Below are 16329 nucleotides of genomic sequence, written 5' to 3' on the forward strand. Positions count from 1 at the left end.
AGCCATATGCAGAACCAAGAAGGGATGCAGGAAATTAAAAATGAGGGGATGAGATTAATCTATGAACTTATATGAGACCTGAACCCCTATTAGAGTATCTGATCCAAATTAAACTAAAAGCAAAATTAATAAACTATTTAATCTAATAGTAATACAATGGTGACATGTATGACAGAAAATAAATCTAATGAAAATGAAGAGAAAAAAATAACGATAACAATTAGAGGTATTGATAAAGATCTCTATGAAAAAATATCTAATAAGGCAAAACAACTTAATACAACGGTTGGCTCTCTCGTCAATGAGGCTATAGGAAATTTACTAGCAAGTATAGATATAGGTATAGAAAAAACTTCAAAAATAGTCGATACAACTATCAAAGCAGCTTCTGAAGCAATAAAGACTCCATTAAGCGAATTAAAGTCAAGTATTACTACACAGGATTACATTATAATTTCTAACATAGGTGAAATAACCGTATCAAAAAACGATTTAGAATCTTCGGAAAAACCACTAATATTTGTCAATGTAAAAAGGATCGTTTTCGCGGATAACGTAACAGAAGAGCTCATAAAGAATAAGGTAAGAGCTATAAAAGTATCTGATGAAGTGATTATTCCAAAAACAATATCTTCAATGACAATAGCGCAGAAATCACAATTTGTGAAAAAAATAACATCAAAGTGATTTTGAGGTGCTCAGATGAAAAAGCAAAGTTTTTTTATCATATTTGCTTTATCATTTCTGATTATTTTAACTTCCGTCTATTTTTACCATTCTTTAAGTTCTAATTCTATTTTACAGTTAGTTACCAACTATTCTGTAACAATTATCTCAAAAATAGGATATCTTGGAATTTTCTTTTTGATGACTTTGGAGAGCGCTTTGATTCCTATTCCGAGTGAAGTAGTTATGACATTTTCCGGTTTCTTAGTAGGGAGCAATGTATTAAATGTATATTTTGTTTTAATATCAGGTACTATGGGAAACCTGCTCGGCTCTATTATATTATATCTCGTTGGAGAAAAAATTGGTTTAGAGTTTCTGAAATACTATGGAAAATATTTTCTTATAGATGATAGCGATTTAGATAGAGCAAATAGACTTTTTATGAATCATGGATCAAAAATTATACTCATCGGAAGAATGTTGCCAGCTATCAGAACTGTGATATCTCTTCCTGCAGGTTTAGCAAAGATGAATTTTAAAAAATTCTCGATTTATACGCTTATAGGATCGATCCTATGGAATTTAATATTAATTTATATAGGAATTATATTGAAAGATAACTGGGAAATAATCCTTGGATACTCAAAAATTTTAGATTATGCTATGATAATTGTGTTACTTTTATTAATTTTTCTTTACTATTATTATAAATCAACTGGAAAGAAAGGTGGAAAAAATGAACGTTATCGAAAAGAAAGAAAACGTCTATGATATACTTTCAGAAGTAATGAAGAAGCAAGGGTATCATTTTGTTGATTCACATACTACTTTGAAAACTTGTAGCTGGACGAGAAATGCGCTTACCCAGAGAAGATTTTGCTATAAATGCAAATTCTATGGAATTGAAAGCCATAGATGCATTCAAATGTCCCCAGCTGCATTTTGGTGCTGGAATGCATGCGTTCACTGCTGGAGGCTTAGGCCTTCTGATACTGGATTAAAATGGAATGAGGTGAAAATGCCTGATTATAATGATGATGTCAAAATAGTTGTCGATAGGTTAATAGAAGAACAGAGAAAGATGCTCAGTGGTTACAAAGATCATAAAAACGTTGATAAAAAAATGTTTGAAGAAGCGATGGATCCAAAACATGTTGCAATAAGTCTAACAGGAGAGCCTACTTTATACAATAAACTTGAAGATCTTATAATGGAATTTCATAGAAGAGGTATGACTACTTTCTTAGTGACAAGAGGCGTAAGACCGGATGTTATACTTAACCTAAAAGAAAAGCCATCTCAATTATATATAAGTATGGAAGCATACAATAAAGAAATGTACGAATGGCTGAACCAGCCCTTAGTTCCTAACGCATGGGAATTAACCATGGAAACTCTAAAAGGTTTACCTGAATATGGAAGACCGACGGTGCTTCGAATAACTTTGATGAAGGGAATAAACATGGATGAAAAAGCTATTAATGGATTCGCTAAAATTGTAGAAATAATGCAACCTACCTATATAGAGCCTAAAGGATACATGTATGTAGGTGCCAGCATGCTCAGACTGAGCAGAGACAATATGCCAACACATGACGAAGTAAGAAAATTTGCGGAGGAGCTCTCTAAAGCGACTGGATATCCTATAAGAAGCGAAAGCAAACCTAGCAGGATAGTGTTACTCTCCAAACTTGATAAGCCGATAAGATTCGGAAAAGGTTGCCCTGAAGGATGGAATAGTGAATATTGATCTAGAAAAAATCAAAAAAACTGTAACTTTGAATAATGAGGAGATTCTTGTTCTTAAAATATTACAAAAATATGGACATATAGATGAACAAATCTTAGAAAAAGAAACAAGTTTAGATAAATCTAAAATTAAAAAAATTCTAGACTTATTGATTATAAAAAACGTATTAATTCCTCAAAAAAGATCTAAGAGCTTTTGCGATGGCTGTCCATTTAAAAATATCTGTTATACTTCTAAAAATTTAAATGATGAGAATTTTATATATACACTTAATAATAATTTCATAGCAAAAAACGAGAATAATTTTTATAAATAAAGTTATTTATAATTACAAAAGAAATAAATCAGAATAGTTAGGTGATTAATAAAATGAGTAAGAAATATGTATATGACTTTGAAGAAGGAGATCCAAAAAATAAGGCGCTCTTTGGAGGCAAAGGAGCAGGACTAGCACTGATGACTCAAGCTGGATTACCAGTTCCTCCCGGATTTACCATTACTACCGATGCTTGTAGAGATTTCTTCCAGCAAAGAAAGCAAGAAATTGATGAAATTGTGAAGCAATTAGAGAAAGGCGTGCCTCCTCAAGTTAGGGATGAGCTTATAAAAAAGCTCTGGGGAATTATAGATACTCTTTCACTTCCGGCGGGATTAATGGATGAAGTTAGGGAACATATGAAGAAGCTCGAAATGAAAAGAGGAAGAAAGTTTGGAGATAAAAATAATCCGTTACTTGTTTCGGTGAGAAGCGGCGCTCCGGTTTCAATGCCAGGTATGATGGATACCGTTTTAAACCTGGGTCTTAACGATGAAACTGTAAAGGGATTAGCACAACAGACAAATAACGAAAGATTTGCTTATGATTCTTATAGAAGATTCCTCCAGCTGTATGGAAAAATTGTCCTTGGAATAGATGATAAAAAGTTTGATGAGACTCTCAATAAAATTAAGCAAAAATACAATGCAAAAAATGATATAGACTTGGACACCAATGCCCTTAAAGAATTAGTTGAAGAATATAAGAAGATTATTCGTGAGGAGAAAGGTGAATTTATCCAAGACTACTGGTACCAATTAGAAATGGCTATTAAAGCAGTATTCAGGTCCTGGATGAACCCGAGAGCTATATTTTATAGAATTGCAAATAAAATAACACCAGAAATTGCAGGTTGTACGGCAGTAACAGTTCAATCTATGGTATTTGGTAATATGGGAATGGATTCAGGTACGGGTGTCGTCTTCTCTAGAAACGTCGCTACTGGAGAAAACGAGATATACGGAGAGTTCTTACCTAATGCTCAAGGAGAAGATGTAGTAGCTGGAATCAGAACACCTATGCATATTAGCGACCTAAAGGAAAGATTTCCCTCCCTTTATCAGGATCTTTATAAGAATTTAAAAATGCTTGAAAAAGTTAATAAAGATGTTCAAGATGTGGAATTTACCGTAGAAAAAGGGAAGCTATTCTTCCTACAAACTAGAGATGCAAAAATGACTCCTCTTGCGAGAGTGAAGACCGCGGTCGATATGGCAAAAGAGGGGATTTTAACAAAAGAAGAAGCTATACTTAAAGTTAAGCCTGAACACGTCCTGCAATTACTGTATCCTAAAGTAGATGAAACTAATGCTCCAAAGCCTATCGCTAAAGGTCTTGCTGCTTCTCCAGGTGCAGTATATGGACAGGTAGTATTTGATCCTGACGATGCTGTAGAATGGGCTAAGAGAGGAAAAGAAGTAATTTTGGTTAGGGTCGAAACTAAACCTGATGATGTTCACGGATTTTACGCCGCTAAAGGCATTCTTACTAGCAGAGGAGGGATGACCAGTCATGCAGCTGTCGTAGCAAGAGGAATTGGGAAGACCGCAGTTGTTGGTGCAGAAGAAATTCAGATAGACTATGAAAAGAAAGAATTCAGAGTTAATGGAGTAGTGATAAAAGAAGGAGACATAATCACAATAGATGGTAATACAGGTAACGTTTACTTAGGAAAAGTTCCAACAGTCCAACCAAAGGTTGGTGGGGAGTTACAAGAGCTTTTGACTTGGGCAGACCAGGTAAGAGTATTGAAGGTTAAGGCAAATGCTGATGTACCTGAAGATGCAAGAATCGCGAGAGAATATGGCGCGGAGGGTATAGGATTGCTCAGAATCGAAAGAATGTTCAGAAGACCTGAAAGATTAGAAAAACTAAGGAAGGTCATACTATCTGAAACTACGGAAGAAAGAACAGCGGCAATGGAAGAACTTTCCGAAATGATAAAGAAAGACTTCAAGGAAATGTTGAGCATAATGGATGGGTTACCAGTCACGATAAGACTAATAGATCCTCCATTACATGAATTTTTGCCAAAGCCAGAAGAATTACTAAGACAAATTTATGAAGCTAAAATGTCTGGTGCGAGCGAAGATAAGATTAAGGACTTGGAGAAGCTTTACAAGAAGGTAGAAGCTCTTGTTGAAGCGAATCCAATGATGGGACATAGAGGTGTTAGAGTAGGTATAACATTCCCAGAAGTTTATAGGGGATTAACTAGGGCCATACTTGAAGCACAGGCAGAATTGATAAAGGAAGGCAAGAACCCAATTGTCCAAATAATGATCCCTCAGGTAGCAATAGCAGATGAAATAAAGTTTGTAAAAGAAAAAGCCATATTGCCTACTGCTGAGGAAATTCAGAAAAAATATGAAATAAAATTAAACTTCAAAATAGGAACGATGATCGAAACAGTTAGGGGAGCAATAACTGCAGACGAAATTGCAAAGAATGTTGAATTCTTTAGCTTTGGCACGAATGACTTAACGCAGGCAACTTTCAGCTTCAGCAGAGACGATGTTGAGAATAAATTCTTGCCAAAGTATCTTGAGCTGGAAATACTCAAGAACAATCCATTCGAAGTAATAGACGAAAAAGGAGTAGGAGAGCTCGTTAAAATAGCTGTGCAAAAAGGAAGGAGTGTTAACCCAAACATTGAAATTGGCGTCTGCGGTGAGCATGGAGGCGATCCTACATCGATAGAATTCTTCCATAAAATAGGAGGAATAGATTACGTCAGTGCATCTCCATTTAGAATATTGGTTGCAAGACTTGCTGCCGCGCACGCTGCAATAAAAAATAAAAAATCTTTATAAGCTTTTATTTTTTAATTCTACTAACGATTAAGGTTTTAATCAAAAGAATTTAATATTATTATAGACTTCTAGAAAAAGTAGGAGATGCGATATGAAAATGCAGACTGGGGAAGGAATACAATGTCCGAAATGTAAAACCATAATGGAATATTCGATAGAGACAGAAAAATTTACAGATGGAACGAAGAGAATAAAAAGCTTCTATAAATGTCCAGTCTGTAACTACAAAGTAAATGACCAGCAAATTAGCGTGTCAAAAGTTGATGGAACAGAAAAACTGATAATTAAGATAGAAAAGTTTTTCTAACATAAATTTTTACCATTCTTGTTATTGTTAATATTATCAGGTGGATTTTTTTGAGGAATGATGTCATAAGTGATATTTTGAAAGAATTGAATATCAATGAAAAAATTGAAGCTTCTATTGATTTGATAGGAGATATAGCAGTGATAAAATCTCCGGTCTGGATTAAAAATTATGAGCTAGAAATTTTTAAAAAGATTGCAGAAAAATTGGCATCAAGAATGCCATATGTTAAGAGTATATGGCTCACCGAAACGCCTATATATGGCATTGAACGGACAAGGAAATATATTCATCTTTATGGCGAAAGGAAAACAGTAACTATATATAAAGAACATGATTGCTCTTTTTATGTTGATATAGAAAAAAGTTATATTTCTCCAAGGTTAAGCTATGAACATATCCGTATTGCAAAGCTTGTAAAGGACAACGAAATAATAATAAATATGTTTTCGGGCATAGGAGGTTTTAGTATTGTAATTGCCAAGTATTCAAATCCAAAAATAATATATTCGATTGATATTAATCCTTTTTCTGTTGAATTACAAAAGAAAAATGTGGAATTGAACAACTTAACTGAAAAAATAATAGTATTGCTCGGAGATGCAAGAGAGATTATGACAAGAGATCTAAAAAATACCGCCGATAGAGTTCTTTTGCCTCTTCCAAATATTGACAGTAGCTTTTATAATGCTGCACTGACATCTTTAAGAAATCCGTATGGCTTTCTACACATTTATGAATTCGAAAAATATGATGGTAAAAAAGAGTGCGCAATAAATAAAGCTTACGAAAAAGTAAAAGAAAAATTTTTAAGCTTAGGGTGGAAGTCAGAGCTAATTTTCGGAAGGATTGTAAGAACTGTAGGACCTAGAAAGGCACAAGTGGTCCTTGACGTATATACATATCGTTAGTTTCTTTGAAATTAATATCTGAAAGCTTTACTGTATAAGGCAGGAATGGTTTTTAAGCTCTTCTTGCCTCATTTTTTTGATTGAGAATGAGTAATTAAAATAGCATGCGTTCTGATGAAAAAAGTATAAAATCTGAAAAGTAAATCAAGATAAATAAGTGAAGTTCTCGAATAAGTTTTATAAAAACTTAAAAGTTTTTTTAATTATAATAAGATTTTAATATGATGATATAACGACACAGAGCAGTATTGCAATGAAGAAGTGGAGCGACTCTGATTATCCAGGTGGTCAGTTTGGAAAACAAAACAAAAATAATTGTTACTATGGGACCTTCGATCGAAAAATATGAAGTTCTTTTGTCATTAGTCAAAGAAGGTGCAAGAGGTTTTAGAATTAACTTCAGTCATGGGGATCCTAGCCAATGGTATAATTACATAAATAACTTGAAAAGCGTCGAAAAAGAATTAAGCATTCCACTTGGTATAATTGGAGACCTTCAAGGACCAAATATTAGAATTGGGCAACTTATAAATCAGATTAATTTAAAAAAAGATGATATTGTCCAATTCTTTTATGGAAACAAATCCGAAACGAACGATATCCCACTACCATATGAGGAGTTCTTCAAGACAGTTGAAAGGGGAGATGTGATTCAGCTGGCTGATGGTGCTATACAACTAATTGTTTTAGAAACTTCTCCCAAATCTTTTATTGCTAAGACTATAGCTGGAGGAGTTATAACTTCCAGGAAATCAATTTCTATAAAAGATAAAGATATAGAAATTCCATATGTTACAGAAAAAGATGAAAGAGATATAGAATTTGCATGTAACAATGATTTTTCACATTTGATGGCAAGCTTTGTTGAATCAAAAGATAATATTTTTCAGTTAAAAGAACTCCTTAAGAAAAAGTGCAATAAACAACTAAGCATATTAGCAAAAATCGAGACGAAAAGAGGAGTATATAATGTAGAGGAAATACTAAAAGTGGCCGACGGAATAGTTGTAGCAAGAGGTGATCTTGGGACACATTTTCCAATGGAAACTTTGCCAACTATCCAAAAAGATTTAATAAGCAAATCTATTGTACAAGGCAAGCCATCAATTGTTGCAACTCAACTTTTATCATCTATGCTCAATTCTCCTATACCAACTAGAAGTGAAATTGTCGATATCTATAATGCTGTCCAAGAAAGTGCAAATGCTTTAATGCTTACAAATGAAACTTCTATTGGAAATTATCCTATCGATGCTGTCAGATGGTTAAAAAAAGTCATTATAGAAGCCGAAAAAAACTCCGCTATAGTCTACCCAGTAAAGCCTATTGAAAATTCTTTAGCCCATAGATTTGCTTTGGGAATTTCGGAATTTTCTAGGCAATTAAATGCAAAGATTTCCGTCTATACAAAATCTGGACTAACAGCTCAGAATATATCGTTATATAGACCTTATGGAATCATATACGCTGGGGTCCCAGATATGCATACAGCAAGAAAACTATCAATTATATGGGGAGTTGAACCTTACGTCTTGGCTGCTGATAGTTATGAAAATGGCCTTGAAAAAATCCGTAAAGTCTTAATTTCAGAAGGAAAACTATCCAAAGGAGATACGTTAATTGAAACTTATAGATTTAAGGAAGGGGAAGTCCACACAATAAAGCTAGTTACGGTTTGAACTTTTGACTAGAAAAATTAAGTATATGGAAGGAATTAATAATAATATAGAATCTATGATTAATAGCGTTTGATAGCTCGAATGATAAAAAACTAAAGATAATGAAAGATTAATTATTCCCCCTAATGAAACAGCAGTCGTAAAAAGTCCGGATGCTGTCGAATGAAAAGTAGTTTTTATCATTCTACCTAAAACATAGTAACTAGACGTTTCAAAAAATGGATATATGGGCAGTAACCACAGTAATATAGTCAAAGTGCTATTGGCTTTTTCCATTAATAACGCTAATATCAAATATGAAAAGAAAGATGAAAAAGTTACTTTATAAGGATGAATTTTCTCTATTGCTTTACCAGCAATCAGTCTAGCTATACTACTCAAGAGACCTGTTATCGTATTATAAAATATTCCATATAGTAAAATGTTATTAACTGAAATAAAAAGCCTTAGCGACATAATACTGTTAAGCATATAAAATCCGGCAGATCCTAATATAAGAGGAAACAAAAAAGGTATGGCCTTTTTAATTTCATTTTTGAAGTCAGTCAAAGTTACAGTTGGATCTTGATATTCTTTTTCATTATAAGATATTACGGTAATTACTGATGCAATAATTATTAAAATAGCAGCTATTATATAAAGAATATTTAAATTCCATAAGTTTAATATTAGACCAGGAAGTATCCCTCCCAAGCTCCATCCAAAAGAATTAAAAAACAAAAACTTGCTAAGGGAATAGCCTGAGCCCTTACTTTTGCTTATTGAAATGCCAAAAATTATTGGATAAAACATCGTATAAAAGCTCATAAACAAAAATACAAAGATTGGTAACTGTGATAGTTGAACTTTGCTCAATAAAATAAGAAAAATTGACGACATTAGTCCAGAAAAAAAGATTATCTTTTTTCTGCCTATTTTATCACTAATTCCTCCTACGAATACAGAAAAAATTCCGGGAATTGTTTCCATAGCTGCTATTAAAGTTAAAAAAGAATAAGCATTGTAATTTTCCATTCCAATATTAGTTCTTATTGTTACTATATATGTTCCAAAAGCAAGTCCTTCGATAAACATTACAACGTAAAAAGGATCCATTCTTATCTTTTTGCTTAGATCTTTAAAAATTTCTACCCACCCTATATTCAAAGCATTTTTAAGTTTTAAAATGAACGCTTTTCTGGATAATTCCAATATTTTTAAAAATTTAACTCTAAATAAATTTAATAACAATGAAAATTATCGCTTAATAAAAAATATTTATTTTAAATTAATTTTAAATTAAGGCTGAAAAATATGAACAAAAATAGCAATTTTTCACGAATCAACAATTGCATAGATGCTTTAAAAAAACTTGCAAGGACAGGCTGGATGCAAAGGGGAATCCCCCCATCGATTACAGAAACGGTTGCATCCCATTCATTTGAAAGCGCTACGATTGCAGGAGTTATATCAAATATCTTAATTAATCATGGTTACAATATCAATATGGAAAAAACTATATCAATGAGTTTATTTCACGATTTCTCAGAATGCATAATTGGAGATATAACTTTGTTTGCAAAAGAGAACTTATCAGGAGATGAAAAGAAGAAAGCATTAGAACTGCAAATATTTTCAGATATTTTTAAAGGATATAACAAAATATTAGAGATCTATGAAGAATATTCGATTGGCAAAACCTTAGAAGCAAAAATTGTAAAATTATCTGACCGGTTATCTACTTGTATTCAAGCTCAACGTTTTTATGATAATGGATATGAAAATGTTAAAGACATCATTGTCAATACAAAAAGAGAAGTCGATGAAATACTAAAAGAGTTCGATAGTGAAATAAGAAAAGATATTCTAAACCTTTGTCAATAGATGTCCATTTTTGAAATAAGTTCACCTTCAATTGAATGTTTTTCTTTTCTCAGTTTATCTAAATCTCTCGAATTCAAGTAACTTTTTTTATTTATATATATCCCTTTTATATTGAAAAGGTTGCTATTAAAAATTGCTCTTTCGAAATTTAAATCTCCCCAATTTATATTGTCAATGAGCACTAAATCTGGCTCGCATCCATCTTTTATACAATATTTTTCACTAGATATTAATTGCCAACCATTCCATAACATATTTATAACATCATTCCATTTTATTGCCCGTGAAGAATAGAAGAACCTTTGAAGAATAAAAAATATAAATAAATTTGTCACTAAATTTTGAAAAAGGCCTTCAAAAAAGTAATCAGTCCCAATAATTATTTTATCAGTTAGTTTATCTTTCATAAATTCCGCAATCGGCAATACGCTTCCTATTCCTAGATATGATGACATTACAGGAGAATTTTCTAAGAAGATATCTTTTTCTTTCATAAGCTCAATTTCTGTATTGGTAATCCAATTTACATTTGATATAATTATTTTTCCTTTTATTAGATTCATTTTCGCTAGAGACAGTATAGGAGTATTCCCTGTAGTTTTTAACATACTTAGATATTCCAAATGAGAATTGGGAAGTCTATAATTTATTGTTACTTTGTTATCATAATTTTCTATAAAATTTTTTAGATGTTCTAACTTTAAATTCTTATTTAAGTAGACATTCAAAACTATGTTCTTTAAATATGCATAATTATTAATTTCATTTTTATCAATTATGTTTTCTCCATATATAATAGGACCACAAAGTGTCTTAAAGCCAAATTTGCTAGAATGTTCTATTACATGGGAACATTTCAATCCGATGTGTATAGTTCCTGTTACAGCTCCTAGAAGGGATTCAATAATATTTCTTCTTATTGCTAACTCTAATAATTCTTTAGAAATCTTTGATTCTCCTCTTAACAAATAAGAGTTATCAAAATATATGTTATCAATAATGTTCTCGGAATTTTTCATATATATGTTTAAATCTAATCCGCCATTAAAAAAAGACTGCATAACTACACCATTTTTGCAATCTATTACTCTTCCTGTCTTTTTTATTTTTTCATAATGTAAGCTTCCCTGTTCATCAATAAATATTTCACTAGTTCGCAACAATGTAGGTTTCTTTTCGTATACTCCAACAATTCCTTTTATATTTTTAAAAAGAATTTCTTCCATCTTTTAGACCTTTAAATTATTTCTCTCTTAAAAAGAAATTTTTATTACGAAGCAAAGGTATCCAACCAAAAAGTGCATATATAATAAAAATATAAAATAATAATTCGAACAAAATTTCTAATTTAGAATATGGAATGATTGAAAGAAATAACGGAACTATAATCCTTATTTGCCAAAAAGTTCCTTTTGTTTCATTTGGAGATAATCTTCTTATTCTTCTAAAATATTTTATTGGAAATAATGAAGCAATGACCAAAACAAGCATGAGATAATAAGGCAACGCAATGCCCGATAAATAGCTGGATAAAATGACAAATGTGTGAACAAAAAGAGGAAGACCTAAAAAATATTCCTTACTTGGTGTTCGTCGTATGATCCTCCAAAAGCTGAGCGTAATTATAGAGGCTGAGTAGAACATGCTCCCTACATTCCAATTTTGCATGTAGCAATAAATTATCGACGGAGCAATTACTTGGTAAACCCTATCAAAAACTCTATCTAAAAGCTCGCCGCTTTCGCTCATAGCATTAAGTTTTCTTGCTAGAAGACCGTCAAGTACATCCAAAGACAATGATAGAAAAATTAATCTAATAGATAATTCAGTTTCTCCTCTAATCGCTAACAATAATGCAAAGGATCCAACTAATCCATTAATGACTGTGACCAAATTAGGTAGATCTTTTCTATTTATCATAAAAATCACAAAAAATAAAAAAAGTTAAAACTATGCAAGACTTCTGTCTGCTTCTCCGTATTCAACTTCTTCTGCTTCTAGTTCTCTTGCTATATATTCAAAAGCAGCTTTCGGATTTGTATGCATTCCACAGCTGTAAACATCTACAGTTGCAAAATTATATTCTGGCCATGTATGTACGGTGATATGGCTTTCTAGTATAACTGCAACTACAGAAACTCCTTCGTCTATTTTCCATGATCTTAAGTCCAACATCGTCATCTTCCCAATCTTAGCAGCATTTGCTACTATGTTTTTAAGCTCTCCTTCATCGGAGAGCTTAGCCCTGTTGCAATTCTTAAGGTTTCCATATATATGGCTTCCATATACTTTTACGCTTACATTTTCTCTTATATTTTCTTTGATTAATAATCCAGACTCCATAGCTAAAACACCGATATATAATGCGAAAAAGGAAAATTTAAATATAACCCCTCAGTTCTAGCGAAAACTCAATAAATAAATATGTTAATTTAGCTATATGGTAATACCCCCTCAATATAAATTTTACCGTTGCATAATTGATTATTTATACATTTTAAATGTTCATATAAAATTTATATAATGGAAATAAAATTTTTATTCGGTCTTAATTATTATTAAATAAGGTGAAAGCCATTTCCGAGAAAATTAATTTAGAAAAGCTATTAGCTATAGCAAAAGATATAATTAAAAACTCGTATTCTCCTTATTCTCATTTTCCAGTTGCCGCAGTGGTAAAAACTAAAAAAGGAAACATTTATACAGGTGTAAATATAGAAAACGCAAGCTACGGACTTTCCATTTGTGCTGAAAGAGTTGCAATATTTAAAGCTGTTTCCGAAGGAGATAGGGAAATAGAGATTTTATTAGTATACACACCTACCAAACAACACATATATCCATGCGGCGCTTGCAGACAGGTGATTTTAGAATTTAATCCAAACGCTTTAGTAGTTATTGCTAATAAAGATGGAATATTTAAATCAGCACGAATTAAAGACCTCTTACCGATGAGCTTTTCAAAAAGATCTCTTAGAAGTTTATAAGATTACAGATAAAATCTCGATTCTTTAATTAAATTTTCTTTACAATGGCGAGGTAAAATGTTTATAGACCATGACCTAATAATCGATAAGTATGGAACTATTTATCAAGTAATGGGCTACTATCATCCGATAGGAATCATTTATGCGTTTAAAAAATACAAATTAAGTGCATTTCCTTCAATATGGGGAAGTGAACCAAATTTCTATATGAGAATATTTAGGGAATATTCCCCGAAAATCGCACATAAAGGGTTTAAAACTATATACGATCCGAACCTTAAGACATTCCTTCCGTATGTAAACTTTATTGATATAAAATTTCATATTGATCCGGGTAAGAGCATCGAAAGGTTATTGAGAAAAACCAGAGATAGCTTAGAAAAAACTGCTTTAGAATTAATATTAAAACTTGAAGAAAATGGAATAAAATTAGATTCTATAGGCATAGGAGGAAGCATAGCACTTGGTATTCACAACCCAAATGTAAGTGATATAGATGTAATTATATATGATTCTAAAAGTCTCAAAGTCATTGAACAATCCAATATTATAGAACCTTATAAAAATAATGAGCTTGAAAATTGGTTTATAAAAAATTCAGTTCGTTTGTCAGTACCTGTTAAATATATTTATGATTCATATGAACCGAAAAGAAGGGGAAAATATAAAGGATATGATGTTTCTTTAATACCGGTCAATAGAAATATGCCGGAAGGTATCTTTAAAGTTGATGGAAAATATGCAGGAATTTTTGATTTTATCGCAGAATCTGCCAAAATAAGTGAACTAAGTTATTTTTATCCTCATGTAGTCGACTTAACAATAAAAAAAGTTATAAAGGGAAGTAAAAGTATTGAAGGAAAAAATTGCAAGCTAATAGTCTATGAATCATTATTCTTCAACATTCTAAAAAAATTCAATCTATTTAAAATAAGAGCAAAAACATATATAAGCAAAAAAGAAAATATAACTGCAATTGTTGGAATCAGAGAAGCTCATACATATATATATAAATTAAAATGACGAGGGTGATTTTTTGAATTTTTTTGAAAAAGCTTTCGGGATCGTGATTCTTTTATTTATTTCTCTTAACTCCAGCATTTTAATTCCCAACGCAAGCTCTATAGAAACGTTTAATTATAATTATTTAACTAAAGTGTCACTGCCAGCATTAGCAGTAACTTCTAGCAATACTGGAGTAGTCACAAATCTAACTGTAACTGTGGCATACCCTGGAACAGGAGAAGTATACTTTTCCGCAGATCCTGCGACTGAAATAGACACACAATCTGCAGCAAGGATCGCTGTTCTCGTGGCAACAAGCATTTTGGGAATTGACTATAAAAAATATGATTACTTCATTTCAATAAAATCTCCCAGCTATATTGTAGGAGGACCTAGTGCAGGTGCTATTATGACGATTGGAATAATATCGGCTTTATTAAATCTTACTCCTAATACCAATGTTGCAATGACGGGAATGATAAACCCTGATGGGACAATTGGTCCAGTAGGCGGTATACCAGAAAAATTACAAGCTGCAGCGGAGGCTGGATACAAGATCTTTTTGATTCCAGTAGGGCAGGAAATTGTAACTGAGGAAAAGACCGTAGAGCAATCAACTCCTTTTGGGACGATAATAAGATATGTGCCTCAGCAAATTAATGTTACAGAACTAGGCGAGAAACTTGGTGTAAAGGTTATAGAAGTATCAACTATACAACAGGCTATGACTTATTTCTTTAACAATGTTACTTTACAACCAGGATATTTTGGCTTTAATTTAACTTTCCCTCCAGAAGTTGTCCAATATTTTTATAATTGGAAAGCTCAACTTGAGCAAATTTACAATATAACGATGAAACAGGTGACCGATTTATTAAAAAGCGGAGTTTATTCTAGCAATTTGATAAGTTATGTAAATCAGTACATAAATACTAGCACATCTCTTTATAGCAACGCTCAAATACTTTGGAGCAATAAACAATACTATAGTGCACTTTCTAATATATATCAGAGTGACATAATCTTAGATGGGCTTTATATTATTCTCACTACTTCTACAAATCAGACGAACATTTTTACTTATATTACCCAGATAAATCAAACGTATAATTCACTCCTTTCTGAAATTAAAAAAGTGAATATTACTACAATTACTGGAATGGAAGGCTATATCGCATCGCTTGATAGATTAAACACTGCTAATCAATCTCTTAATGCAGCTGCTAGTTCGGTAGTTTCTTACTATAATCCATCTCAAATGACCTATGTGTATACTTTGCAAGATCCTTTTGATTTAGCAATTGCAAATATGAGTGTAATTTCAGCGAGGAATTGGTTAAGTCTTTCAAATGTATCATCTGAACCTATTACTTCTTCAACTTTATATTATGTTGCTGACTATTATACTCAATATGCAAAATCGGTATATACATACTATCAAAGCTTAGCTAATGATGTTGGTGTATCTACCGATCTTGATTTAATTTCTAACGAGTGCAATAATGCTTTGAACTACTTTTATAGTGGCGACTATCCAGCTGCGATCTACTACAGTATAGAAGTAATTGCCACTAGCACTAAAGATATTCATGTGATTTTTGATACCGATATGTTAGAATATATAATTGCAGAAATTAATAACGCAGCTAATATATTAAATAATTCTTCATACAAAAGCTTGATCTCAATTGCATATTTACAACAAGTTCAAAATCTGCTTTCCCAATATAATCAAACCAAGGACTCTTCTTACCTTACTAGTGCAATATCTCTGGCCGTAGAAAGTTCTATTTATGCATCCTTATTCTCAATGCTAAGCGGAATTAACATGTCGAACATAACAATTCAAACACAACCACAAACTTTAAGTACAACAGGCTCTCAAACTAGTTCTTCAACGATGTCAACTACTATGATTCCAAATGCATATATCATTTTGATTATTGTTATTGTGATTATCGTGTTTGTCATTGCTGGAGCATATGCTCTAAATAAAAAGAAAGAAAAAGAACCTAGCGTGTGATGAGTT

At 32.0% G+C, this 16329-nt stretch carries 16 protein-coding genes; 12 read left to right on the forward strand and 4 right to left on the reverse strand.

All coding sequences use genetic code 11. The features are described 5' to 3' along the window. The first annotated feature begins 168 nt into the window (after positions 1 to 168). From ACP5SL_RS02390 to pyk, 8 genes are all read left to right on the forward strand, one after another. Positions 169 to 687: a hypothetical protein gene (locus ACP5SL_RS02390; RefSeq protein WP_014557486.1), complete on the forward strand. Its 519-nt coding sequence runs from the start codon at positions 169 to 171 to the stop codon at positions 685 to 687. 15 nt (positions 688 to 702) lie between these two features. Continuing rightward, entirely contained in the window at positions 703 to 1440 is a 738-nt protein-coding gene (locus ACP5SL_RS02395; protein ID WP_428228128.1) for a DedA family protein, read from the forward strand. Then, positions 1406 to 2419, forward strand: coding sequence for a 4-demethylwyosine synthase TYW1 (gene twy1, locus ACP5SL_RS02400; RefSeq protein ID WP_428228129.1), 1014 nt, complete (start codon positions 1406 to 1408; stop codon positions 2417 to 2419). Before ACP5SL_RS02395 ends, twy1 begins: the two co-directional genes overlap by 35 nt. Beyond that, positions 2409 to 2735: a hypothetical protein gene (locus ACP5SL_RS02405; RefSeq protein ID WP_428228130.1), complete on the forward strand. Its 327-nt coding sequence runs from the start codon at positions 2409 to 2411 to the stop codon at positions 2733 to 2735. Before twy1 ends, ACP5SL_RS02405 begins: the two co-directional genes overlap by 11 nt. Before the next feature lie 53 nt (positions 2736 to 2788). After that, the gene (gene ppdK / locus ACP5SL_RS02410) at positions 2789 to 5548 is read left to right on the forward strand and encodes a pyruvate, phosphate dikinase (RefSeq protein WP_428228131.1); all 2760 of its coding nucleotides are present in this window, start codon (positions 2789 to 2791) and stop codon (positions 5546 to 5548) included. A 91-nt stretch (positions 5549 to 5639) separates the two neighbouring features. Further along, positions 5640 to 5855 (forward strand): hypothetical protein, encoded by a 216-nt coding sequence (locus tag ACP5SL_RS02415; RefSeq protein WP_428228132.1) that lies wholly within the window; start codon positions 5640 to 5642, stop codon positions 5853 to 5855. A gap of 50 nt (positions 5856 to 5905) precedes the next feature. Continuing rightward, the gene (locus tag ACP5SL_RS02420) at positions 5906 to 6766 is read left to right on the forward strand and encodes a class I SAM-dependent methyltransferase (RefSeq protein ID WP_014557480.1); all 861 of its coding nucleotides are present in this window, start codon (positions 5906 to 5908) and stop codon (positions 6764 to 6766) included. A gap of 293 nt (positions 6767 to 7059) precedes the next feature. Then, positions 7060 to 8445 (forward strand): pyruvate kinase, encoded by a 1386-nt coding sequence (gene pyk, locus ACP5SL_RS02425; RefSeq protein WP_272984902.1) that lies wholly within the window; start codon positions 7060 to 7062, stop codon positions 8443 to 8445. On the opposite strand, the gene ACP5SL_RS02430 is transcribed toward pyk, so the two are convergent. Further along, positions 8431 to 9591, reverse strand: a complete 1161-nt coding sequence (locus ACP5SL_RS02430; RefSeq protein WP_428228133.1) for an MFS transporter — start codon at positions 9589 to 9591, stop codon at positions 8431 to 8433. The two genes, pyk and ACP5SL_RS02430, sit on opposite strands and share 15 nt — an antisense overlap. A 147-nt stretch (positions 9592 to 9738) precedes the next feature. Here ACP5SL_RS02430 and ACP5SL_RS02435 point away from each other — a divergent pair, with 147 nt between their 5' ends. Beyond that, positions 9739 to 10308, forward strand: a complete 570-nt coding sequence (locus ACP5SL_RS02435; protein ID WP_193804117.1) for an HD domain-containing protein — start codon at positions 9739 to 9741, stop codon at positions 10306 to 10308. Here ACP5SL_RS02435 and ACP5SL_RS02440 read toward each other — a convergent pair. The 3 genes from ACP5SL_RS02440 to speD are packed head-to-tail and all read right to left on the reverse strand — an operon-like array spanning position 10302 to position 12651. Further along, positions 10302 to 11534, reverse strand: a complete 1233-nt coding sequence (locus ACP5SL_RS02440; RefSeq protein ID WP_428228134.1) for a hypothetical protein — start codon at positions 11532 to 11534, stop codon at positions 10302 to 10304. The two genes, ACP5SL_RS02435 and ACP5SL_RS02440, sit on opposite strands and share 7 nt — an antisense overlap. A 16-nt stretch (positions 11535 to 11550) precedes the next feature. Further along, complete coding sequence (locus ACP5SL_RS02445) at positions 11551 to 12228, reverse strand: CDP-alcohol phosphatidyltransferase family protein (RefSeq protein ID WP_193804156.1); 678 nt, start codon at positions 12226 to 12228, stop codon at positions 11551 to 11553. Positions 12229 to 12258: 30 nt separating this feature from the next. Then, positions 12259 to 12651 carry an adenosylmethionine decarboxylase gene (gene speD / locus ACP5SL_RS02450; RefSeq protein ID WP_428228135.1) on the reverse strand — a complete coding sequence of 131 codons (393 nt, stop codon included), beginning with the start codon at positions 12649 to 12651 and terminating at the stop codon, positions 12259 to 12261. A gap of 224 nt (positions 12652 to 12875) precedes the next feature. Here speD and cdd point away from each other — a divergent pair, with 224 nt between their 5' ends. Genes cdd through ACP5SL_RS02465 form a run of 3 tightly spaced genes read left to right on the forward strand, consistent with a single transcriptional unit; the run spans position 12876 to position 16323 of the window. Further along, the gene (cdd, locus tag ACP5SL_RS02455) at positions 12876 to 13295 is read left to right on the forward strand and encodes a cytidine deaminase (protein ID WP_272985877.1); all 420 of its coding nucleotides are present in this window, start codon (positions 12876 to 12878) and stop codon (positions 13293 to 13295) included. A gap of 57 nt (positions 13296 to 13352) precedes the next feature. Further along, entirely contained in the window at positions 13353 to 14318 is a 966-nt protein-coding gene (locus ACP5SL_RS02460; RefSeq protein WP_428228136.1) for a nucleotidyltransferase domain-containing protein, read from the forward strand. Between the two features lie 13 nt (positions 14319 to 14331). Continuing rightward, positions 14332 to 16323 carry a S16 family serine protease gene (locus ACP5SL_RS02465; RefSeq protein WP_428228137.1) on the forward strand — a complete coding sequence of 664 codons (1992 nt, stop codon included), beginning with the start codon at positions 14332 to 14334 and terminating at the stop codon, positions 16321 to 16323. The last annotated feature ends 6 nt before the right edge of the window (positions 16324 to 16329 follow it).

The organism is Fervidicoccus sp. (assembly GCF_049967375.1).
In the GTDB taxonomy this organism is placed as follows: Archaea; Thermoproteota; Thermoprotei_A; order Sulfolobales; family Fervidicoccaceae; genus Fervidicoccus; species Fervidicoccus fontis.

Excerpts from the sequence above, each read along its gene's own strand:
- ACP5SL_RS02390 (WP_014557486.1), top strand. The coding sequence starts at position 169 with ATGACAGAAAATAAATCTAATGAAAATGAAGAGAAAAAAATAACGATA.
- ACP5SL_RS02395 (WP_428228128.1), top strand. The coding sequence starts at position 703 with ATGAAAAAGCAAAGTTTTTTTATCATATTTGCTTTATCATTTCTGATT.
- twy1 (WP_428228129.1), top strand. The coding sequence starts at position 1,406 with ATGAACGTTATCGAAAAGAAAGAAAACGTCTATGATATACTTTCAGAA.
- ppdK (WP_428228131.1), top strand. The coding sequence starts at position 2,789 with ATGAGTAAGAAATATGTATATGACTTTGAAGAAGGAGATCCAAAAAAT.
- ACP5SL_RS02415 (WP_428228132.1), top strand. The coding sequence starts at position 5,640 with ATGAAAATGCAGACTGGGGAAGGAATACAATGTCCGAAATGTAAAACC.
- ACP5SL_RS02435 (WP_193804117.1), top strand. The coding sequence starts at position 9,739 with ATGAACAAAAATAGCAATTTTTCACGAATCAACAATTGCATAGATGCT.
- ACP5SL_RS02440 (WP_428228134.1), bottom strand. The coding sequence starts at position 11,534 with ATGGAAGAAATTCTTTTTAAAAATATAAAAGGAATTGTTGGAGTATAC.
- ACP5SL_RS02445 (WP_193804156.1), bottom strand. The coding sequence starts at position 12,228 with ATGATAAATAGAAAAGATCTACCTAATTTGGTCACAGTCATTAATGGA.
- speD (WP_428228135.1), bottom strand. The coding sequence starts at position 12,651 with ATGGAGTCTGGATTATTAATCAAAGAAAATATAAGAGAAAATGTAAGC.
- ACP5SL_RS02460 (WP_428228136.1), top strand. The coding sequence starts at position 13,353 with ATGTTTATAGACCATGACCTAATAATCGATAAGTATGGAACTATTTAT.